Here is a 20596-nt window from a genome sequence, read left to right as displayed (position 1 = left end):
AAGGGACCGGCGGTGGGACGCCGCGAGCGATGATACGGGCCTGGCTGTCAGGCATCAGTCGGGCAGGTTGATGTCGATGGTATTGGGACCGGCTCCAATGTCGCGCACGATCTTGCTGGTATTGGGATTTGCGTACTTCGACGGCAATCTGGTTTTTGGCGCTTCTGGCGGTCTTGTCGCCCCGGTCTTGGGGTCGAAGAACATTGCCGGATCCTGCGGCGCCGTGAATGCGGCGACGAAGGGTGTGACTGCAACTTTATAGCTGCCGACTGGAATCTGCGGCGACTTTTCGTAAGTAAGACTGTAGTAACCGGTTGAGTCTGTCTGCCCGGTCGCAGCCACGCCTTCGGCGGAAAGGAATGTCACGGTAACCTTGTCAGTCAGGGTTTCCCCTTTATGTTTGATCGTGCCGCTGACCGTTCCGGACGGACCAGAACGGCCTCCACCCCCACAACCAGAAAGCAGAAGGAGTGCCACGGAGGCCGCGATCAGACCCTGACCGATGAATTGCCTGCATTGCCACATGCTCGAATCATCCCCGGCTGTTAGGAAATCCAAGAAGCAGGCTCCGCTGGCGGGCATATTTCATGCACCAGCGGAGCCTCGGGGCCACTCTGCTGAGCGTTGTCGCTCAGTCCGCAGAGACTGAGCGGCCATCATCGCGCGTGCTCAAAGCCTTGAGATTCGCCATATTGATGTTGTTGCTGATAAAGCTCACATGACCGTCAGCGTACAGGGCGTGAGTCCCGCCGGTATGGGGAGAAATCAATGGATTGTTGGGGCCGTAATTGTTGTCAACACCCGGCAGGCTGTAGTTCCGCGTGCCGGGGGCGTATCGGACTGACGTTAAATTGAATTTCCGGTCTTGAGGCCCGTCCCAGTTGCGAGTGACGCCACCTGAACTACTTCCCATCAGGAAACCGTGAGGCATCCCTCCGCGAGAATCGACCTTCACGCCGCTGACCGGATCGACCTGTGAGTCGCTGTTCTCGCCCAGCATGATGATGTTGGAAGTACCGTCGGTGGCCTTGGCGATATTATGGGACTCGTTCCAGGTCAACAGTCCGCCCGCTGAGAGCACGCCGGTGTACGTCTTGCCGGCTGTGCAGCAATCGACACCGCTGATCTGCCGCTGCTCGATGAATCCATCGGTATCCGTGGCTGGAGCAGCAGCACTGGTTTTGTCTTCGTCCACAGCCCCACTGATGCCGACATAGCTAGGAATCGACTGATTACAGCTTCCGGTATCCCAGAGCGCCGGAAGCGGAGACGACGGACAAATCATCGCTCCAATCACAACTCCATTGACAGCGGGGTTATTGACGGTCTCTCCAGTCCCTCCACCTGCCGTCCAGCCGGGATGAACGCCGTTGAACGTCAAGCGATTGTACAGCGGTGCCTGGTCAACGTACGGCAGCAACCGCGCCCAGAACGCCACTCCGTAGCCCTGGTTGGCCATGACGCCAATCGGAAACGCGTTGAACACGTCGTGATAGTTGTGGAGCGCCAGCCCCCATTGCTTCAAATTGTTGCGGCACTGCGTCCGCCGGGCGGCTTCGCGCGCCTGCTGCACGGCCGGCAGCAACAGTGCAATCAGAATTGCGATGATTGCAATCACCACCAGCAGTTCGATGAGGGTGAAACCTCGGGCTTGCGTTCGTGGTCGAATCATGATCGGTGTCCTCGGAAAAGCTGGGATACAAGGGCAAATAAGAGTTTCGCGACAACGTTCGGAATCGTTCTGGCGGGGACGCCGAACGGCTCCGCCGAGACTTGAAAATGGGTGAATCTTGACGATTCAGTACAGATATCGAGCAGCAGGATCGCACGGCGAGTATGCTTCGATCTTCGCGACAAATCAATACGAACTTGTGGGAATCGCCGCACATTCCAGTGATCACCCGTGATCGCTGGCGATTCTCTCCGGCACCGGCGCCCCCCCAATGGACGAGGGGCGGTCCGTTAGCAGCCCCCAAACCAGTACGCCCCCCCCGCAGCAACCGAGAAGCAGGCTCGCCGGATAGAGCACCTCACGCACAAAGAGCTCGTGCGGAAATCCGATCAGGTGCGCATGGGCAAATGCCTGCTCGGCTGTCAGCAGTAAGATAGCCCCGGTCAGCATTCGCATTCGACAATCCCCCTGCTCTGCTCGAAGGGTCTGATTCCGCAACTTGTCCGTTACGATCTGACTCAGGTTGGCTACGGCAGGTGCGCCCCGCGCCGGCATACGACTGGGGCACGGCATCCGCCAACGCCTGGGCCGAGATTCTGCCATCGAATTTCGGCACCGCGTCCCGACCTTCGACGATCGCGAATGCCAATCTCCACATCAGGTCGTGGCCGAAGACCAGGCTCGTCCCTTCGTCCACCGGGTTGAGACGCACTTTCAGCATCAGAGGCTTCGTACAGCGCTCCGCCTGCTGATCAATCAGACTTTAGCTCGTCTCGAAAGACTGGTAAACCGTGGAACGTGTTCATCGCCTCTGATCCCGGCACATTCGAGGCCGGTGGGACTATTCTTGCGTCCCTACGTCAAAGATCTCTCCGGAGGAGTGCCAAGCGTCCGAAAGTCGAAAGGCTTGAACCGCGGCAATCATCTTCAGCTTTGGACCGAGCTCGGGGGATCCCAACCGGATTTTTTGTCGCGTGGACAAGCCTGTTGACGGTCCGCACTGTCACTCGTCAATATCAATGTCGATCGAATTCTGTCCCGCGCTGACATCCCGTTCGAGTCCGCTCGTTGCGGGATTGCCGTATCTGGCGGGGACTTGAGAATTCCATTGCGTTCTGGCCGTCGGGGCGCCGGTTTTGACGTCGAGAACTTGTCGCGGGTCCACTGGCGCGGAAGCCGCCGACTCGGTCGGGTCGTAGGGCGAAATCCCGATTTTGTAGTGGCCGACCGGAATGGATCTCGACGTGAGGATCGTCAGCTCGTAGCGACCGTCCGGAGCCGTCAGCGCCGTAGCCGGCGAGCCGTCCTGGCCCAGGAATGTGACGACCACCTGCTCCTCGAGCGGCTGTCCGCCGATGGTCACGCGGCCGGTGACCGTCCCGGTCGGGCCACCGGCGCGCGGGCCGCCGTTGCAGCCTGACAGTATTGCGCTGGAGATGCCCAATGCGAGAGCAAGGCCAGTCAGCCGCCTCCAAAGTCCGAATTCTCGCTTCGATCCGCAGTGGGAGGCGTCATCAGCGGCTTCCGGCTGCGCGGTCATTGCGAGACTTTCACCGATCCGTTGTCAGGAATTCGAGAGTTCGCCGGGGGCGGTCAATCGCTTCCCGTCGTCACGCCGTCGTCGCGCGTGGCCAGCGCCTTCAGGTTTGGCAGAAACAAGTTGTTGCTGAGAAACGCCACGTGACCGTCTGCGAATAACGCATGAACTCCGCCAGTGTGGGCTGAAATCAACGGATTATTGGGGCCGTAATTGTCGTAGACTCCAGGGAGATTGAATGTCCGGGTCCCCGGGGCATAGCGGATCGTTGTCAGGTTGAACTTCCGTGCGATCGGGCCGCTCCAGTTCGCCACGACACCCGCACCGCTGGTCCCCCCCAGCCATCCATGCGGCACGCCGCCGCGAACGTCGCGCCGAGCTCCGGTCAGATCGACCATCGCATCGGAAATCTCGCCCAGCAGCAGCGTGCTGGAACTGCCGTCAGTCGCACTGCCGATCGTATGCGACTCGTTGGCCGTGAGCAGGCCGCCGGCTGCGTGCATGCCGTTCATTGCGTTGGGGGAGCAGCAGTCGGCCCCCGACCGCTGTCGCGATTCGACGAACTGGTCGGTGTCGACGGCTGGCGTGGCCGCGCTGGTCTTGTCCTCGTCAACGGCCCCGCTGATTCCCACGTAGCACGGAACCGTCTGGACGGCTCCCCCGACTCCGTCGAGGATCGATGAGGGGAGCGGCGACGAGGGGCAGACGAGCGGGGGCAGGACGACACCGTTGACGGCCGGCTTGTTGATGGCTGCACCAGGATCCCAAAGTGCAGCGGCCGGCCAGCCCGGATATCCGCCGCTGAACGTCAAGCGGTTGTAGAGTGGCGCCTGATCGAGATAGGGAAGCAGGCGCGCGTAATACGATGTCCCGATCCCGGGAAACACCGGCCCGAATGGGCCGATCCCGTACAGCGCGCCAATCGGGAAGCAACGGAACGTGTCGTGGTAATTGTGAAACGCCAGTCCCAGTTGTTTGAGATTATTCCGGCACTGTGTGCGGCGGGCGGCTTCGCGCGCCTGCTGAACGGCAGGCAGCAGCAGTGCAATCAAGACCGCGATAATGGCGATGACCACGAGAAGTTCGATCAGGGTGAACCCTTTGCGAACGGACCGTGGAAAACTCATATGCGGCTTCCGTAACGCGTGACAGGCGAGCGCTGCGAGTATCGCAGGAAGTGCGTGGACAGATGGATTTGGGGAAACCCCAGTATTGTCGAGACAACTACGGAAGGCAACTGCGATCTTGGCAGAAATGGCCATGTTTCGACGCATTTCTCGCTTGGCGCGGTCTGCCGGCCGTTAGACAGTTTGTCTGACGGCCGGACTCGCAACTCACCCGCTGCGTGAGCCTGCTACGCAACGTCTTCTTTGATCACAGCGGCTGCGTCGCGGGAAGTTGGCTTCAAACGCAGATTCGAGACAAACCCGCCGACAAGTTCCGGGGGGGCGCGTTCAACGCTCCCTCCCCGGTCCGCCGCGAAGAGGCCATCGGCCTTGTGCGCCGGCGAGGTTCAGAACGACTGCGGCACGTCCACCCAGCGTCGTTCGGCGTACGACTGCAGCACTGCGTCGGCCACCGCCTGGGCCGAGGCTCCGTCGTCGAATCCGGGGACAGCGTCGCGACCTTCGACGATCGCGGAAACGAATTCCCACATCAGGTCGTAGCGGAAGACCGTACTCGGCTTCCCATCCGCCGGATTCCGTGGGCTGTCCGCCGGCTTGAGAAACTCTGCCGGAACGAGTGACTTCTCCAGCGAACCGCCATGCCGGCCGACCAGGATGTAGTTCGGGTCAACGAGCTGGTAGACCGCGGAGCCTTCGGTGCCATTGATCTCGGCCCATTCGAAGCCGACGCCGTTGTTGTGGTGCCCCTTCATCAGGGTGCTCCCCTCCCAGACGCCGACGGCCCCCGATTTGAAAGTGCCGATCAGCGCCGACCAGTCGTCGACTTCTGACGGAGCGCAGGGCTTCCCGTCGGCAGTCTTGTCGCGTGGAACAAACGTCTTGACGGCGCCGCAGACGCTCTCAATCGGGCCGCACAGGTCCTGGGCGAAGTCGATCCGGTGAATCGTCATGTCATACAGGTCGCCCGCGCCGGCGAGCTTCTTGTACTGCCGCCAGCCCCAGCTTGTTTCGGGGAGATCGAGGAACCGCTGACTGCGGAAGTGCCGCGGCTCGCCCAAGCCGCCCGACTTGAGCAAGTGTCGGAGGTACCGCATCGACGGGGCGAAGCGATAGGTGAAGGCGGTCATGTGGCGGACCCCCTTGTCGCGGGCCGCCACATACATCTGCCGCGCTTCTTCGAAGCTCACGCCCAGCGGCTTCTCCGCCACCACATGCTGGCCCCCTTCGATGCAGGCCAGGGCGATGTCTTTGTGCGTGAAATTCGGCGTGGCGATGATGACCGCGTCGATGTCGCGGTCGGCGGCGATCTTCTCGTAGTCGGTGGTGTACTTCGCCGGTCCCCACTCCTTCTTCCGCTGCTCCAGCAGCGCCTCGTTGGGATCGCAGACGGCGGCGAGTTCGCAGCGAGAATCGAGGCGAATGCCGGGGACGTGGTGGAAGTCGGATACGAGACCTGCGCCGATGATGGCGATGCGAACCTTGCTGGACACGATGAAGCTGCTCCCGGAAATCAGAAGAGCCCGCGAAGCACCTCCGCGGGCTTGAACCATTCCACGCGATCCGACGTCGACGGTTCGGGCGGCCGGGGCTGGACGGAAGGGAGGCCCCGGCAACTTCGAACGCCGGGGCTTCGCGAAGACGCTCCAGCCCCGGCCACCCGACTACGATTCCCCTAGGATTTATCAATATCCCCGGGGGGATGCAATCGACGGGCCAGTTCGATCCCGTCAGCTTTCGTGGCGAGGTCCCCATTGAGCTGGGCATCGCGCACCTGGTCGAGCAGAGGTCGGAATTCCGGTCCCGGGCGCCAGCCGAGCCGGATCAGGTCGTCGCCGGTCACCAGTGGCGGAGGATTCAACACGTCCGGCGAAGTCTCCCGCAGATATTGCTCGCAGAACAGGACCGGCTGCAGATCGGCGTTCATGACCAGCCGACGGACGCGCGACAGCGCGACCAGTTCGACTGCGCCGGGATGGGACAATGTCCGTTTGAGCCGAGCCTGCGAAAACGTCAGTACGTCATCCAGCAGAGTCAGATTCTGGACCAGCCATACAATTCTGGTCGTTTCGTGATTCGACAGCCGCAGCTTCCGGCACATCCCCCGCACCGTCGGTTCGGGAGGCAGGGACGACACCAGCGTGGCAAACGCCAGTTCGAACGACGGCTGCTCCAGCAGTTCCAGCATGGTCTGCACGCGGGGGGGCGTGCCTGTCCAGAACGCCGAAATCGGCACTTCCGGCAGCATTACCTGCAACAGGCCGAGTTCTTCGCTGAGCTGCACGGCCCGCCGGCGGTGAGTATTGATCAGCATTCGCCGCAGTTCCTGCGCAATCCGTTCCGCGCTGACGACGACGAGTTGAGGCGCCATCCGCCGGACCGCCTCCGCAGTGGCCGGATCGAGCTGAAAGTCGAGGACTGCGGCGAAGCGGACTGCGCGCAGCAGCCGGAGCTTGTCCTCTTCCATTCTCGCTGCCGGATCGCCGATGGCGCGGACGACCCGCGCCGCCAGGTCGCGTTCGCCTCCGACGTAGTCAAAGACGCGGCAGTCGATGGGATCGTAGAACATGCCGTTGATGGTGAAATCGCGGCGCAGGGCGTCCTCGGCGGGCGAACAGTAGCTGACCGATTCCGGCCGTCGACCGTCCGAGTAGGGGCCTTCCGTCCGGAATGTCGCCACTTCGACTGGCGGGACCCCTTTGGCTCCCAGGACGGCGATCACGCCGAAGCTGGCCCCGATCGCCAGCGTCCGCTTATAACCGAACGTCTGGCGCACCTGCTCGGGGGTCGCCGTGGTGGCGACGTCGTAGTCCTTGGGATCTCGCCCCAGCAGCAGATCCCGGACGCAGCCGCCGGCGAAGAGTGCTTCAAATCCGGCTTCGCGCAAGCGCTGGACGATAGAAACTGCCAGTTCTCGCTGAGTCGTCGTCATGCCGGTCGGGACAATCTGTGGAAGGGCCGGGTTCGGGCCGGGTGGCTCTGGGGCCGGGCCATCGAGCTTCTCAGGATCTTGACGATCGGCTGGAGACGGCCCGAGGCGACCGACCTCAGCGGCCCGTTAAACAGGAATCGGCGCCGCTACTCCCCGCAGCAGGGGCAGATGTCGGGCACGAGCACCGTCAGCGTAGCGGAATACGCCGTCGCCATGTACCCGTCTCCGGCCTCGTCCGTCTTGTGATGGACCACGATCAGGTAATGATTGCCCTCTTTGGGCGTAAACGAGCAGCGACCGTTGGCGTTGGTTTTCCGCTCGTAAGTCTCGTCGAAGCCGTCCGCCAGCCGGACGCCACGCGGAATGAACGACACGCGAGCCCCCTCGAACGCTTTGCCCTTCAGGAGAACTTTGATCCGGATCGGCACTTCGGGGCCGGACGGTGTGACGGGATTCGCCTCAGGAACGATCTCCAGCGGATGCCCGAACACGCGGTCGAATCCGGGATTCTCCTCCGGGACTTTATCCAGCAGCCTGCTCGCCACAAAGCACGTCTTGGCGCTCTTGTGCGCCCGGGTCGGCGTGCCGTGGTTCACCAACTGGTCGAGGGAGTGGACCGCCATATGCATTCCCGGCTCAACCGGATTGAAGCGGGCCGACCAGAAGCCTTCCTTGGGCGTGTATCCCGTGTCGATCAGGCGATCCTTGAGGTCATACGCTCTCCCCGCCGGATCGATGACCTTGAACGTGGCTTTCTCGAGGCCGATCTTGCTGGCGAGCAAGTAGTCGCGGTGCTCGTTGCCGTGATTCCCCAGCATCAGGTCGAGATAGACGGTTTCGCCGGCCCGGACAACCGGGATATTGCACTGCAGCCAGGTGTCGTGAGCAGCGGCCAGCGAAATGTCAAGCGACGTAGCCAGGCAGGCGGTCAGCAACAGGCGAACGGGCGACATGAGCGGTACTCCCGGAATGAACAGCCCCCTGCCCGGCAATGCGGGGAGAGATACCGCTATCGAACCAGAATTCCCGGCGGATGTCACGTGCCAGAACGAAATGTCGTGAGAGGCAAGAGGCCGGTGAAATTCAGACATCGCGTGCGGGGGGATTTCGCACCCGCGATTCGCGAGTGGAACCGGCTGGATGTCGAGGACCAGGTGCAGGACGACGCTCGGTCCATGAGATCGCCGTACTACGAAGAATCCGGAGCGCTTGCCCCGTTTCGCGATCAGCCGGACGTCGAGGCAGGCGGTCAATGAAAGCGAGACGACGCGGTCGCAGGAGAACCGCCGGACCTTGAATCACCTTTGCGAGCGTGCTATTCGATGATGAAGACTCTATGTCTGCATTGCTTCCGGAATTGCGGGACGCAGGCTGACCGAAGCATCCAGCCGCATCGTTTCATTTCCGGTACAGGGTTTGCGAACCATTAACCGTGATCCCGATTTTACTGAAGTAAACCGCAACATTTCACGGAAATCCAGCGTGTCCTGATCGACTCGATGATGCAGTTCGCCGCTGGTCGCCGATACTGCCTTGCCGGGTTCCAAAGCGGTTTCGCTTGCGAACTCCGAGGCAGACTCTCGTCGGACCGAACGTGATCTGATCGTCGATCATTCCGGATCTGCGCTGCCCGACGATGCGGCGTGGCTGCTTGCTGACGTTGCACTTCGGTCGCGACGACTTGCCTGCCCGGCCTTCTCGGCGAAATCCATCATTCGGCGAATTTGATCGCGCAATTGATCGCGCACACGAGTATCGTGTTTTTCTACATTTTCTTATTTTGCCTGTTCGAACTGGAGAGAGAGTGAGCATGAGAAAACATCGTCTCGGTTTTACGCTCATCGAGCTGCTGGTCGTGATTGCGATTATCGCGATCCTGATCGCCCTGTTGTTGCCCGCTGTGCAGCAGGCGCGCGAAGCCGCGCGTCGCACTCAGTGCCGCAACAACCTGAAACAACTGGGGCTGGCGCTTCACAACTATCACGACACTCACGGCGTGCTGCCGTTCATGCGATGGACCGTCGGCAACGTCTACTACAACAACCACGCTAATCTGGCGCTGCTGCCGTTCCTCGATCAGTCGCCGCTGTTCGCGCAGGTTTCGTCCCCTCTGACGGTCGGGGCCACGACGTTTCTGCCGATGGGATTTACGGCCGCTCCCTACTCTTGGGACGTCGTCTATCCGCCCTGGAAGCAGCAGGTTCCCGGCTATTTGTGTCCGTCCGACGCGAATTCCTTGCAGAAGTACTCCAGTATCGGGACGCAGTGTTATCGACTCTGTCTGGGGGATTCGGTGAATGGCGTCTACGCCGCGACTTCGACCCGCGGGATTTTCGGCTCCAATTCTCGGACTCAGATGCGGGACATTACCGACGGGACCAGCAACACGATTGCGATGGCCGAACGGGCCAATAAGAACTTCGGCGATCCGCTGCGAGTCTTGTGGGGCGTTGCGGGACCGGTCGATGTGAGTACGCCAGCGGCGTGTCTGGCCCTGTCGACCGGACAATACTATCCCACCGGAACTTCGACCGTGCGGGGGGCCGATGTTCCTTCGATGTGGTCGGATGGTTCCCCGCACTGCGCGGGGTTTACGACGGTGCTGCCGCCGAACTCCGCCTCGTGCACCAACAGCACGAACTATGTGGCGGATTCGATCATCAGCGCTTCCAGCCATCACACCGGCGGCGCGCACTGTCTGATGGCGGATGGTGCCGTCCGATTCGTTTCGAACAACATCAACTCCGGCAACCTCGCAGTAGCGCCGACGACGGCTCAGAGTCCCTATGGCGTCTGGGGTGCGTTGGGAACGAAGGCGGGCAACGAGACCGTCAGCGAATTCTAATCCGCATTGAGAATTGACGACGGGTTCACCGAACGGCTGCCGTGGCTCCGGGGTGGCGGGTCGATTGTCCGTATGCTGAGGTTGCCCGGAGAAATTGTCTCCTCTGCATCAAATTGAGGCGCCACTGAATGACTCTGTTCGAACTGGCGGATCGAATCTGCGGCGTGCGACGCTTGGCTGTCATCGTTCTCCTCTGTGCCGCAGGCTGCGGCGGAGGCGGCGATAACACGCCTCGCTATCCAGCCTCCGGCACCGTTCTGCTGGAAGGGGCCCCCGTCGATGGCGCGGTGGTCGCCTTCAGCCGGGAAGACGGCAACGCCACGGCCGTGGCGATGACCGACGAGATGGGGCAATTTCAGCTCAATGTTCCGCCCGGCAAGCGTGGTGTTCCCGCCGGGAAATATCGCATTTCAGTCCGCAAGTCCAGCGTGGCCCCGACCTACAAGGAGCCGACGACTTTTGAAGAGATGGAGAAAGAGCACAAGGCGGGCGTCAAACCGGGGCCTCCTCCGGCGCCAAAACTTGGCGTTCCTGCGCGCTACGGCGACCCGGCGACGTCGCTGTTGACCGAGGAGGTTACTCCAACCGGAAAGAACGAGTTTACGATTCAACTCAAGGGGTAGTCAGCGCCGGAACTGAGAACCAGGCTTCGTGCGGTCCAGCGGACATGCCAACCACAGCGTGAAGCATGGCGCTGTTTGTGTTTCACGCGCTCCGCACCATTCCGCATTTGATCGCCAATCGACAGAGTCTGGTCGCTCCGGCTCCGGATCTGCCAACTCTGCCGATTGGCGATCGGCGTCTGCGGCAAAGACTGCCGCAGGGAGCGACGTAACCTCCCGGCAGATCAGAGATTCCGTCTCAGCCGCCCGGACGGCACGGTGAGGAAATCTCCGCCGGTCCCTACATTTCATCAAGCTTGCCTGTCCCGTGGTCGATTTCTCTTACGACACGCGGTACCGGCGGGAGCGCCGGGACATCGAAACCGTACGTTCGGACGTCGCCTCAAAGGGGCGTCAGTTGCAAGGATGCGCCATGCGTCATCGCCTCCGGCTGTTTACCGGTGAAGACTCTCCCGCACCGGCAGAGGATTCCCGCTTCAGCGTCCGCGTCCGCCTGGGTGAGATTTCCAACGCCCTCCTCGATGCCGTTCGCGGCGACCGCGCCTGGCTCGAAGACTTTGCCGACGATGAAGTCGCCGTCTCCGCGGATCTCTTTGAAGTTCTTTCCGCCTACCGTCGCTATCGCCCCGGCGCCTGAAGCCGGCTCGATTGCTCGGGGAAACCCGGATGCCGGACGCTCCAGCCGCCCCCGCTGAATTCAGCCTGTCAACCATCGTGGGAGTTGCAGTGCTGGGTCTTGCGGCACTGGCGGGCGGGCTTTTCTGGATGACGAGCCCTTCCCGGAGCGCAGAACGCGTCGCCCGCGACTTTCTGCAGGCGGTCATTGACGGCAACCGCTCCGAAGCGAGGACGTTTCTGTCGGACGACCTGCGCAAGGCGGACGAGGCGCGTTCCAGCATCGAGCCCTGGAAAGTACAGCTCGATACCCGCGTGACGATCGAAAACGCGGCGGTTGACGGCGGTCGCGCGACGGTGAAGGCGTCCCTTGAACGGGACAGCTACCACCTGCGACCGGTCCTAACGCTTGAGCAGACCGGCTCCGGTTCCTGGAAGATCGTCCAAATCGGCGGCTTGGAAGAGGATCCGAGTTGGACTCGGGATCGTGACATTCGCCGCAACGAGGCGCTGGCCGACGATATTTCCAAGGCTCTGGATGTGCCGCTGGAAAGTCCGCCCGGTTTTTAGTGCGTTGTCACAATCAGTCGGGTCAAGGAAAGAGCGAGGGCTCGCAGCTCGCTTCTTCAAGAAGCGTCGAACTTCCACGCGGACCTGGGCGTGGCGTAACCACTGGGAGCGGACATGATTCTGGATCTGTTTCGGCTGGATGGGCGAGTGGCGCTGGTGACCGGAGCCGGCCGGGGGCTTGGGCAGTCGATGGCGATCGGGCTGGCCGAGGCGGGGGCCGACATTGCGACGGTGACCCGCTCCGGGTCGTGCCCGGAAACGGAGTCCCGCGTCCGCGGGCTGGGTCGGGAATTCTGGAGTCTGCAGGCGGATCTCGGAAAGCCCGACCAGCGGACGGGGCTGGTTGAGCGGGTGATCGAGGCGGCCGGGCGGGTCGACATTTTGGTGAATAATGCGGGGATCACGGGGCGGCATCCGCCGGAGGAATATCCCCTCGCCCATTGGGAGGAGATGCTGCAAGTCCACCTGACGGCGGCGTTCGATCTGTCGCAGCAGGTGTCGGCCGGGATGCTGGAACGGGGGCGGGGCAAGATTGTCAATGTCGGGTCGGTGATGACGTTTCAGGGTGGATTCAATATTCCCGCGTACGCTGCGGCCAAGCATGGGATTGCGGGACTGACGAAGTCGCTGGCGAATGCGTGGAGCCGGCGGGGGATCAACGTGAACTGCATCTGCCCGGGATATATCGAAACGGACCTGTCGGGGCCGCTGCAGGACGACCCCGTCCGCGGGCCGCAGATTCTGGACCGCATCCCGGCGGGACGCTGGGGGACGCCGGATGAGCTGGCCGGGCTGGTGGTCTTTCTGGCGTCAGATGCGTCAAATTACGTGCATGGGAGCGTGATTGCCATCGACGGCGGCTGGCTGTCGCGATGAGCGACGGCGTCGGGCAGGCGCTGACGGTTTCGGTGATCATTCCCGCGCTACAGGAAGCGGGGAACATTGCCGCGGCAATTGCCAGCGCTCGCGCGGCCGGTGCCGATGAAATCGTCGTGGTCGATGGGGGGAGCACCGACGGGACAGTCGATCTCGCGAAATCTGCGGACTGCGTCCTGACCGGCACGCGGGGGCGAGCCCGGCAGCAGAATGCGGGGGCGGAGCGGAGCCGGGGGGATGTGCTGCTGTTCCTGCATGCCGACTGTCGGCTGGCGATGGGCGCCTGCGGTCAGATCCGCACGGTGTTGGCCGATCCGGCGGTTGCGGGCGGTTGCTTCTGTCAACGGATCGATGCGGTGGGCTGGCGTTATCGGATCGTTGAGCGGGGCAACCTGCTGCGAGTGCTGGTCAGCGGCTGGATGTATGGGGATCAGGGATTGTTTTTCCGCCGGGACGTTTTCGAGCGGCTCGGGGGCTTTCCTGAAGTGCGGCTGATGGAAGACTGGCTGTTGAGCCGGAGGCTCGTGCGGGCTGGTCGAACGGTGGTGCTGCCGGGGCCGCTGCTAGTTTCGGCCCGTCGGTGGCAGCAGGCGGGGCTGGTGCGACAGACGCTGCGGAACTGGTCTCTGCTGATGCTGGCCTCGACGGGGGTTCCGCCGGATGAACTGGCGAGGTGGTACCCAACAGTGAGGTAGAAGGTCGAAATTCGAAGCACGAAGTTCGAAAATAACACCAAACACTAAACACCAAACACCAAACACTAAAAAGACAACTCACACTTCTCAATCGGCTGTGATCAGTTCGGCGCCGTGATTGAGGCCGCTGACGATGCGCGTCTGGCAGTCGGCCCAGGGGGGGCGGGAGAGAACGTCACCGATGAGTTGCTCGGCGGCTGCTGCTGACGGGCAGAAGATGGCGATGGTTGGTCCCCAGGAGGACTGGGCGACGCCCAGCCAGCCGCGGGATTCGAGATCGAGGGAGAGGGCTTCCATGCGGCGATCGGCGAACCAGCCTCCCTGCTGAGGGGCGAAGTAGTCCCCGACGAGTCGGCTGAAGTGCCCGACGGCGTGGGCGAATTCCTCGAAGTGCTTGCGCGTGAGGGCCGGCAGGAGCTCCATCAGAACGATCCGACAGAGTTCGGTCGTCAGTCCATGCGGCATCGGCGCGAGGGACTCGAAGGCTTGCTGCTCGGCGGCGCCGGACAGGCCGACGGTCCGTGGAGGCTGGACGAGGATGATTCGCCAGTCGTCGGGGAATTCGAGCCGGGCGGCGAGGGCGCCGACTTCCGTGTCGGTCAGCTTGCCCCCTTCGACGAGAAATCCGCCGTGGACGAAGCCGTGAACGCCTAGAGCCGACCGCTGTCCGCGTCCGACTGAGTGCGCCAGTTCATCGACCGAAAACTCGGTTCTGCGGGCGAACTGACTCAGCAACCGGGCGACGGCGAGGCCGATCTGAGTGCCGGACCCGAGCCCGGCATGGGACGGACCGGCGTGCAGGACAGTCAACCGGAGGGAGGGGACGTCCGGGATGTGCTGGCGGAAACGATCGGCGAACTGCTGAAGTCGCTGTGCTACGTCTGCGGGGCCTTCGTAGGACCACTCGGGGGCGGACTCGGCGCGCAGATGGTAGCCGGGCTGGTCGATCATCAGCCCGACGCCGCCGAACCGTCGACCGGAGGGGGCTCCGACGGCGAGCGGGCCGAGATGCAGGCGGGAACCGGTCCGAATGGCGAGACGTGTCTTCATGCGAGCAGCATGCCCGAAGTTGTTCCGCAACGCAAATTCGACGGCTGCGGGCGGTGCGCTGCGGGGGAGGCAAGAGGTTCACCACGGAGGCGCGGAAGACGTGGAGAAAGGAAGGACGGTCACCACGAATTTCGCGAATGAACACGAATGGATGAGAAGAGTTTGAACCACGGAGGTCACGAAAGTCACGGAGAATGAAGAAAGAATCGCGAGTCGTCGGAGGGATCGGGCTGAATGCCAGAGAAAGTTGCTTGCCTGCCCGCTTCTTACTTTCTCTGGATCTCGACTCCGGGCTCTCGTCGCTCAATCATCTGTTGTTGAAGACCGGGGCTTCGCGAAGACGCTTCAGCCGCCGGCTACCCCTTACGGATTGGTTGCGTGGAGCGAGGTCGGGCTCGCGGCTCCTTGCAGTTCGATGCGCTGGCGGACTATCGTGAATATCGCGACGCTACGAGCACTGAGTCTGATCAGGCGACAGGAGTCCGCACTATGAGTCCGTCGACGACCACTTCTCGCTGGATCCGCTGGTTTGCCGAGACGACTCTGGCGGACATTCCCCTGGTGGGGGGCAAGAACGCTTCGCTCGGAGAAATGTATCGAGAGCTGGCGGCGCAGGGGGTGCAGGTTCCGAACGGATTTGCGATTACGGCCGACGCCTATCGCGACTTTCTGTCGGAAACAGGAGTGGACCGCGAGATCGAACGGATCCTGGCCCGGCGCAAGCCGGGGGACGTGACCAGTCTGCAGGCCTGCGGCCGGGCGATCCGGCATGCGATTATCGCCGCCGAACTCCCCGTCGGGCTGCAGGCGGCGATCTCGCAGGCCTATGAAGAGTTGTGCGGCGATCCTGAGCTGCTGCTGGACGTGGCGGTCCGCAGCAGCGCTACGGCGGAGGACCTGCCGGACGCGAGTTTTGCCGGGCAGCAGGAAACGTACCTCAACGTGCAGGGGCACGGGCAGTTGCTGGAAGTCTGCAAGCGCTGCTTTGCATCGCTGTTCACCGACCGGGCGATTTCCTACCGGACGGACAAGGGATTCGACCAACTGGAGATCGCTCTGTCGATCGGCGTCCAGCGGATGGTCCGGTCGGACCTGGCCAGCTCGGGGGTGATGTTTTCGATCGATACCGAGACCGGCTTCAAGGACGCGGTGCTGATCAATGCGGCGTACGGACTGGGCGAAAACGTCGTGCAGGGTTCAGTGAATCCCGACGAGTTTCTGGTCTTCAAACCGACGCTCAAGACCGGCTTCCGGCCGATCCTGCAGCGCCGGCTGGGGAGCAAGGAGTTCAAGCTGATCTACGACGTCGGCGGCGGACGGATGACTCGCAACGTGCCGGTTCCCGACGAAGCCCGGGGGCGGTTTGCGCTAACGGACGATGAGATCCTGCAGCTCGCCCGCTGGGCGTGCGTCATCGAGGATCACTACTCGCAGAAGCGCGGCACATTTACGCCGATGGACATGGAGTGGGCCAAGGACGGCCTCACCGGGGAGCTGTGGATCGTTCAGGCGCGGCCGGAGACGGTGCAGTCCCGTAAGAACCTGCAGCAGCAGGAGACGTTCGAACTGCGAGAACGGGGGGACGTACTGGTCCGCGGACGGAGCGTCGGCGAACGGATCGGCGCGGGGCCGGTGCGCGTCATCACCGACGTCAGCCATCTGTCCGAGTTTCTGGAGGGGGAAGTGCTGGTTGCCGACAAGACCGATCCGGACTGGGAGCCGGCGATGAAGAAGGCTTCCGCGATTGTCACGAACCGGGGAGGACGGACGTGCCATGCGGCGATCGTGAGCCGAGAGCTGGGGCTGGCGGCGGTGGTCGGGTGTGAGAATGCGACCGAGGTGCTGCGTCCCGGGCAGACTGTGACGGTGTCGTGCGCCGAGGGGGAAGAGGGTCGAGTGTACGATGGCCGGCTGCAGTTCGACGTGCAGCGGCTGGATCTGGAATGCCTGCAGCGACCGAAGACGCATGTGATGCTGAACATCGGCAATCCGGACGAAGCCCTGCGCCTGTCGTTTCTGCCGAGCGACGGCGTCGGCCTGGCGCGGGAAGAGTTCATTATCTCGACGTCGATCAAGATTCACCCGCAGGCGCTGCTGGACTACGACTCGCTCAGCGACTTGCAGGTCAAGTCGCAGATCGATCGGCTGACGGCCGGCTATACCGACAAACCCGGCTACTTCGTCGACAAGCTGGCGCAGGGGGTGGCGACGATCGCAGCGGCGTTTTCACCGCGGGACGTGATCGTCCGGATGAGCGATTTCAAGACGAACGAGTACGCCAATCTGATCGGCGGACAGCCGTACGAGCCGACCGAAGAGAATCCGATGATCGGCTTCCGCGGGGCTTCGCGCTATTACAATGAGCGGTATCGGGAGGCGTTCGGTCTGGAATGCCAGGCGATGAAGCGGGTTCGCGATGAGATGGGACTGACCAATCTGAAGCTGATGATCCCCTTCTGCCGCACGGTGGAGGAGGGGCGAAAGGTACTGGCGGAAATGGCCCGGCACGGTCTGGTCCGCGGCCAGAACGGGCTGGAGGTCTACGTGATGTGCGAGATTCCCGCCAACGTGATCCTCGCCGACGAATTCGCCGAGATCTTTGACGGGTTCTCAATCGGTTCGAACGATCTGACGCAGCTTGTGCTGGGAGTCGATCGGGACTCCGAGATCGTGGCTCATGTCTTCGACGAGCGGAACGGCGCGGTCAAAGAGATGATCGCCCAGGCAATTCAGCGGGTGAAGGCGAAGGGCCGGAAAATTGGGATCTGCGGGCAGGCGCCGAGCGACTATCCGGAGTTTGCCCAGTTCCTCGTCGAGCAGGGGATCGACAGCATCTCGCTGAACCCGGATTCGCTGCTGCGGACATTGCCCAAGATCGTGGAAGCCGAGCAACGGCTGGGACGGTGATCCCTGTCGTCTCCGTTCCGTCGGCAGGCGTCACGAGCCGTTGTGGCGACCGTTACTGGAGGTCTGGACGACTTTGATCTGCTCGTTGGGAGGCATCAGCTCGTAGTGGCTGAGCTCCATGGTGTAGCTCCCCTGCCCTCCCGTCAGGCCGGAGAGGTGTCGGGCGTAGGTCATGACTTCGGCCTGCGGCGCACGGGCGCGGATGACCTGCTGGCCGCCCGGCAGGAGGTCGAGCCCTTCCATCCGGCCGCGCCGGGTGTTGAGATCGCTGGTGACGTCACCCAGCTTGTCGGCGGGGACAGTCACTTCCAGGTGGACGATCGGTTCGAGCAGCGCGGGTTTCGCCTGCAGGGCCGTCTCGCGGAAACAGTGCGCGCCGGCGGTCCGGAAGGCAGCTTCGTTGCTGTCGACCGGATGATCCTTGCCGAAGAAGAGGGCCACGGCGACGTCCTGCATCGGGCATCCGGCCAGGATGCCCAGTTCCATTTCCTCGCGGACCCCCTTCTCCACCGCGGGGATGAACTGATTCGGGACCGAACCGCCGGACACGCAGTCCAGGTAGGCGAAGTTGATCGCCGGGTCGTAGTGGAACTCCCGCAGGCCGGGGAAGCGTTCCCGCGTGAAGTACGTGTCGGGGTCGAGGCCCTGTTCGAGCGGATAGACGCGGAGATGGACCTCGGCGAACTGTCCGGAGCCGCCGGTCTGCTTTTTGTGCCGGTAGCTCCCCTCGGCGGATTCGAGAATCGTTTCCCGGTAGGGAATTCTGGGGGCATGAGTGACGACATCGACCTTCTCGCGTCGATGCAGGCGTTCCTGAACGACCTGGAGGTGCAGTTCGCTCATCCCCTGCATGACCATTTCGTGCGTCTGGCCGTCGCGGATCACGTGAAAGGTGGGGTCCTCTTCCTCGATCTTGTGCAAAGCTCCGGAGATCTTCTGCTGATCGGATCGGCTGCGGGGTTCAACCGCCAGGCCGATCATCGGCATGGGAAATTTCAAGTGGGGCAGCTCCAGCGTCTCCCCGTTGCTGACGAGCGTATCTCCGACCTGAAAGTCGTCGATTTTGGCCACGGCGATCACGTCGCCCGCGTGGGCTTCATCGACGGCCTCGACGTTGCCTCCCTGGACGTCGAGCAATTGATGGATCTTGACGCCGCGTCCGGTTCGCACGTCGCGAACGGTGGAATCCTTGGTCAGCCGGCCGGAGAAGATGCGGATGAAGCTCATTTTGGAGACGAACGGATCGATCCGCGTCTTGAAGACCTGGGCGATCAGCGGCGCTTCTTCGTCGGTGGCGACTTCGATTTCCTCGCCCGTATCGCGGGTGGCGTGGCGAACCAGTTCGCCGGGGGAGAGGGCGAAATCGACGATCGCATCCATCAGTTCAGGGATGCCGGCGCCGGTCCGGGCGCTGACGCAGAAAATCGGGATCAGTCCGCCGGTGGCGATGGCTTTCGTCGCTCCGGCGAGGACTTCGTCGGAAGAAAGTTCCTGGCCGTCGAGGTAACGCTCCATCAACTCCTCGTCGGCCTCGATGATGGCATCCATCACCGCGGACCCGTATTCGACGGCCTGGCCCGCGGCGGTGGCGGCTTCCATTTTTGAGGCTTCGAGCGTGCCGATGACGCCGCGGAAGTCGACGCCGGTGGCGGTCGGGACGTTCATTGGGACGCAGTTGCGTCCGAAGGATTCCTGGATCTGCTGGACGAGGCCGGTGAAGTCGATGTTTTCCTGATCGAGTTTGTTGATGACGATCATGCGCGCAAGCTGGGCCTTGCCGGCCAGATCGAAAGTCCGTCGGGTGTTGGCCTCAACACCCGCAGTCGCACTGATGACGGAGATGGCAGTTTCCGCGGCGCAGAGTGCGCTGATGGCCTGGCCGACGAAGTCCGGATAGCCGGGCGTGTCGATGACATTGACCCGGACCCCTTTGTGAGCGAAGTGCACCATCGCGGAGGAAATGGAGAAATGACGCTGGCGGGCTTCGTCGTCGAAATCGAGCTGGCTGGTCCCCTCGTCGACCGAACCGGCGCGCGATCCGATGCCGGCCTTAAAAAGAAAAAGGTCGGCAAGTGAGGTCTTGCCGACCGCTCCGTGGCCCACCAGGACGATGTTCCGGATTTGCTCAAATCGATAGCTCGACATGACGTGCCCCTTCGATCATGGGAGTGATATCCGAGTCAGACACGGGGACGGACGTGACTGATCAGCCTACTCTCCCAAGGACAGGCCTTCCAGAAAAATCTGGCCGTCGAACGGGGACTCCTCAAGATGCGCGTGTCAGCCATGACGTCCCGGCATGAGCCGGGGCAAGTCAGAGGACGCAAGGAATTCGCTGGAACTGCAACTTCAGACGGACCATTCCGTACCGCAGCCGCTGCAGTGGAAGCCGAGCAGAGTGCCGGTCCCGGGGATCGGACGGCCGGAGCGGTTCAGCTCGGCGTCGTCTCCGACCAGCGGCAGTGCGCCGCAATGCCCGCAGACGCGGCAGCGGCTGTTTTCACGAAGTAGCCTGGCGCGATCCAAGACGGACAGATGAGGCCCGGAAACCTTCTGCGCCCGGTGGACCATCGCAGTCCCGGTGGCGGACAGCCGGATGGTCCCGGCGGACTTTGCAGGAATGGCAGGCTGAAAGTCTTCCGGCCAGAACACGCGCAAATTGCTCATCCGTGAGCTCCCTGTGTTTCCAGAGTCCTCGACGTCGATTGAGATCCGACGGGAGGGGCATCCCTGCCTTGTTTCGTTCGCGGCGTCTCAGGATCGAGGCGCCCCACAGAAGCCAACTCTACCGGTCGTAACGATTGTTCGGCAAGCACCGGGGCGTGAAATGGAAGATTTTACAATCGCCGCGTTCCACATCACGTGATTTTTGATCGAAGTCCGAGACTTGGGAGACGCCGCGAACCTTTTCCGGTTGAGGGGAGTCCGAATGCTTGACGGTCGGGAAAGCTCCTGATATCGTCCCCGTCGTCGCGTCTGGAAATGCTGGATTCGACAGGGGCGTCACGCCGATAAGTTCGGGCATCATCAGCAGATCTGGTAAAACTGGTCGGCAGGATGGTGTCACCACCCAGGGGGATTAGCTCAGCTGGGAGAGCGCTTGCATGGCATGCAAGAGGTCAGCGGTTCGATCCCGCTATCCTCCACTTG

At 62.5% G+C, this 20596-nt stretch carries 19 protein-coding genes and 1 tRNA gene; 9 read left to right on the top strand and 11 right to left on the bottom strand.

Features of this window, described 5'->3' with window-relative positions; genetic code table 11:
* Nucleotides 1-54: 54 nt before the first annotated feature.
* From SH412_RS13620 to SH412_RS13590, 7 genes are all read right to left on the bottom strand, one after another.
* On the bottom strand, nt 55-525 hold the full coding sequence (locus SH412_RS13620; protein ID WP_336524062.1) for a hypothetical protein: 471 nt from the start codon (nt 523-525) through the stop codon (nt 55-57).
* A 106-nt stretch (nt 526-631) separates the two neighbouring features.
* On the bottom strand, nt 632-1672 hold the full coding sequence (locus SH412_RS13615; protein WP_336524061.1) for a DUF1559 domain-containing protein: 1041 nt from the start codon (nt 1670-1672) through the stop codon (nt 632-634).
* A 1003-nt stretch (nt 1673-2675) separates the two neighbouring features.
* Nucleotides 2676-3212, bottom strand: a complete 537-nt coding sequence (locus tag SH412_RS13610) for a hypothetical protein (RefSeq protein WP_336524060.1) — start codon at nt 3210-3212, stop codon at nt 2676-2678.
* Between the two features lie 53 nt (nt 3213-3265).
* Nucleotides 3266-4336 carry a DUF1559 family PulG-like putative transporter gene (locus SH412_RS13605; protein ID WP_336524059.1) on the bottom strand — a complete coding sequence of 357 codons (1071 nt, stop codon included), beginning with the start codon at nt 4334-4336 and terminating at the stop codon, nt 3266-3268.
* Nucleotides 4337-4722: 386 nt separating this feature from the next.
* Nucleotides 4723-5826, bottom strand: coding sequence for a Gfo/Idh/MocA family protein (locus SH412_RS13600; protein WP_336524058.1), 1104 nt, complete (start codon nt 5824-5826; stop codon nt 4723-4725).
* Between the two features lie 182 nt (nt 5827-6008).
* Nucleotides 6009-7265, bottom strand: a complete 1257-nt coding sequence (locus SH412_RS13595) for a CCA tRNA nucleotidyltransferase (protein ID WP_336524057.1) — start codon at nt 7263-7265, stop codon at nt 6009-6011.
* Nucleotides 7266-7411: 146 nt separating this feature from the next.
* Nucleotides 7412-8218, bottom strand: a complete 807-nt coding sequence (locus SH412_RS13590) for a DUF4198 domain-containing protein (protein ID WP_336524056.1) — start codon at nt 8216-8218, stop codon at nt 7412-7414.
* 123 nt (nt 8219-8341) lie between these two features.
* On the opposite strand from SH412_RS13590, the gene SH412_RS13585 reads away from it, so the two are divergent.
* The 7 genes from SH412_RS13585 (at nt 8342) to SH412_RS13555 (ending at nt 13489) form a co-directional block, all read left to right on the top strand.
* A complete protein-coding gene (locus tag SH412_RS13585; protein WP_336524055.1) occupies nt 8342-8521 on the top strand; it encodes a hypothetical protein in 180 nt (59 codons plus the stop codon).
* A gap of 554 nt (nt 8522-9075) precedes the next feature.
* On the top strand, nt 9076-10110 hold the full coding sequence (locus SH412_RS13580) for a DUF1559 domain-containing protein (RefSeq protein ID WP_336524054.1): 1035 nt from the start codon (nt 9076-9078) through the stop codon (nt 10108-10110).
* A gap of 128 nt (nt 10111-10238) precedes the next feature.
* Nucleotides 10239-10733, top strand: a complete 495-nt coding sequence (locus SH412_RS13575) for a carboxypeptidase-like regulatory domain-containing protein (protein ID WP_336524053.1) — start codon at nt 10239-10241, stop codon at nt 10731-10733.
* Between the two features lie 412 nt (nt 10734-11145).
* Nucleotides 11146-11370, top strand: a complete 225-nt coding sequence (locus SH412_RS13570) for a hypothetical protein (RefSeq protein WP_336524052.1) — start codon at nt 11146-11148, stop codon at nt 11368-11370.
* A gap of 29 nt (nt 11371-11399) precedes the next feature.
* On the top strand, nt 11400-11918 hold the full coding sequence (locus SH412_RS13565; protein ID WP_336524051.1) for a hypothetical protein: 519 nt from the start codon (nt 11400-11402) through the stop codon (nt 11916-11918).
* Nucleotides 11919-12032: 114 nt separating this feature from the next.
* A complete protein-coding gene (locus SH412_RS13560; RefSeq protein WP_336524050.1) occupies nt 12033-12794 on the top strand; it encodes an SDR family oxidoreductase in 762 nt (253 codons plus the stop codon).
* Complete coding sequence (locus SH412_RS13555; RefSeq protein ID WP_336524049.1) at nt 12791-13489, top strand: TIGR04283 family arsenosugar biosynthesis glycosyltransferase; 699 nt, start codon at nt 12791-12793, stop codon at nt 13487-13489. Before SH412_RS13560 ends, SH412_RS13555 begins: the two co-directional genes overlap by 4 nt.
* Before the next feature lie 87 nt (nt 13490-13576).
* Here SH412_RS13555 and SH412_RS13550 read toward each other — a convergent pair whose 3' ends face one another.
* Complete coding sequence (locus SH412_RS13550; RefSeq protein ID WP_336524048.1) at nt 13577-14539, bottom strand: beta-ribofuranosylaminobenzene 5'-phosphate synthase family protein; 963 nt, start codon at nt 14537-14539, stop codon at nt 13577-13579.
* Between the two features lie 489 nt (nt 14540-15028).
* On the opposite strand from SH412_RS13550, the gene ppsA reads away from it, so the two are divergent.
* Nucleotides 15029-17446, top strand: coding sequence for a phosphoenolpyruvate synthase (ppsA, locus tag SH412_RS13545; protein WP_336524047.1), 2418 nt, complete (start codon nt 15029-15031; stop codon nt 17444-17446).
* A 30-nt stretch (nt 17447-17476) separates the two neighbouring features.
* Here the strand turns inward: ppsA and SH412_RS13540 are convergent, their stop codons facing one another.
* The 3 genes from SH412_RS13540 to SH412_RS13530 all read right to left on the bottom strand — a co-directional run bounded on the left by SH412_RS13540 (nt 17477) and on the right by SH412_RS13530 (nt 20474).
* Nucleotides 17477-19591, bottom strand: a complete 2115-nt coding sequence (locus SH412_RS13540; protein ID WP_336524046.1) for an elongation factor G — start codon at nt 19589-19591, stop codon at nt 17477-17479.
* Between the two features lie 204 nt (nt 19592-19795).
* Entirely contained in the window at nt 19796-20113 is a 318-nt protein-coding gene (locus tag SH412_RS13535) for a hypothetical protein (RefSeq protein ID WP_336524045.1), read from the bottom strand.
* A gap of 118 nt (nt 20114-20231) precedes the next feature.
* Nucleotides 20232-20474, bottom strand: a complete 243-nt coding sequence (locus SH412_RS13530; RefSeq protein WP_336524044.1) for a hypothetical protein — start codon at nt 20472-20474, stop codon at nt 20232-20234.
* Between the two features lie 45 nt (nt 20475-20519).
* Here SH412_RS13530 and SH412_RS13525 point away from each other — a divergent pair.
* Nucleotides 20520-20592 (top strand) — tRNA-Ala (locus tag SH412_RS13525).
* Nucleotides 20593-20596: the final 4 nt, after the last annotated feature.

The organism is Planctellipticum variicoloris, from assembly GCF_030622045.1.
Taxonomy (GTDB): domain Bacteria; phylum Planctomycetota; class Planctomycetia; order Planctomycetales; family Planctomycetaceae; genus Planctellipticum; species Planctellipticum variicoloris.
This window is presented reverse-complemented; position numbering and strand designations above follow the sequence as displayed.

What these genes read in the sequence shown, in the direction of transcription:
- SH412_RS13620 (WP_336524062.1), bottom strand. Translation starts at nt 525, where the DNA reads ATGTGGCAATGCAGGCAATTCATCGGTCAGGGTCTGATCGCGGCCTCC.
- SH412_RS13615 (WP_336524061.1), bottom strand. Translation starts at nt 1,672, where the DNA reads ATGATTCGACCACGAACGCAAGCCCGAGGTTTCACCCTCATCGAACTG.
- SH412_RS13610 (WP_336524060.1), bottom strand. Translation starts at nt 3,212, where the DNA reads ATGACCGCGCAGCCGGAAGCCGCTGATGACGCCTCCCACTGCGGATCG.
- SH412_RS13605 (WP_336524059.1), bottom strand. Translation starts at nt 4,336, where the DNA reads ATGAGTTTTCCACGGTCCGTTCGCAAAGGGTTCACCCTGATCGAACTT.
- SH412_RS13595 (WP_336524057.1), bottom strand. Translation starts at nt 7,265, where the DNA reads ATGACGACGACTCAGCGAGAACTGGCAGTTTCTATCGTCCAGCGCTTG.
- SH412_RS13590 (WP_336524056.1), bottom strand. Translation starts at nt 8,218, where the DNA reads ATGTCGCCCGTTCGCCTGTTGCTGACCGCCTGCCTGGCTACGTCGCTT.
- SH412_RS13580 (WP_336524054.1), top strand. Translation starts at nt 9,076, where the DNA reads ATGAGAAAACATCGTCTCGGTTTTACGCTCATCGAGCTGCTGGTCGTG.
- SH412_RS13575 (WP_336524053.1), top strand. Translation starts at nt 10,239, where the DNA reads ATGACTCTGTTCGAACTGGCGGATCGAATCTGCGGCGTGCGACGCTTG.
- SH412_RS13570 (WP_336524052.1), top strand. Translation starts at nt 11,146, where the DNA reads ATGCGTCATCGCCTCCGGCTGTTTACCGGTGAAGACTCTCCCGCACCG.
- SH412_RS13565 (WP_336524051.1), top strand. Translation starts at nt 11,400, where the DNA reads ATGCCGGACGCTCCAGCCGCCCCCGCTGAATTCAGCCTGTCAACCATC.
- SH412_RS13560 (WP_336524050.1), top strand. Translation starts at nt 12,033, where the DNA reads ATGATTCTGGATCTGTTTCGGCTGGATGGGCGAGTGGCGCTGGTGACC.
- SH412_RS13555 (WP_336524049.1), top strand. Translation starts at nt 12,791, where the DNA reads ATGAGCGACGGCGTCGGGCAGGCGCTGACGGTTTCGGTGATCATTCCC.
- SH412_RS13550 (WP_336524048.1), bottom strand. Translation starts at nt 14,539, where the DNA reads ATGAAGACACGTCTCGCCATTCGGACCGGTTCCCGCCTGCATCTCGGC.
- ppsA (WP_336524047.1), top strand. Translation starts at nt 15,029, where the DNA reads ATGAGTCCGTCGACGACCACTTCTCGCTGGATCCGCTGGTTTGCCGAG.
- SH412_RS13540 (WP_336524046.1), bottom strand. Translation starts at nt 19,591, where the DNA reads ATGTCGAGCTATCGATTTGAGCAAATCCGGAACATCGTCCTGGTGGGC.
- SH412_RS13535 (WP_336524045.1), bottom strand. Translation starts at nt 20,113, where the DNA reads ATGAGCAATTTGCGCGTGTTCTGGCCGGAAGACTTTCAGCCTGCCATT.
- SH412_RS13530 (WP_336524044.1), bottom strand. Translation starts at nt 20,474, where the DNA reads ATGATGCCCGAACTTATCGGCGTGACGCCCCTGTCGAATCCAGCATTT.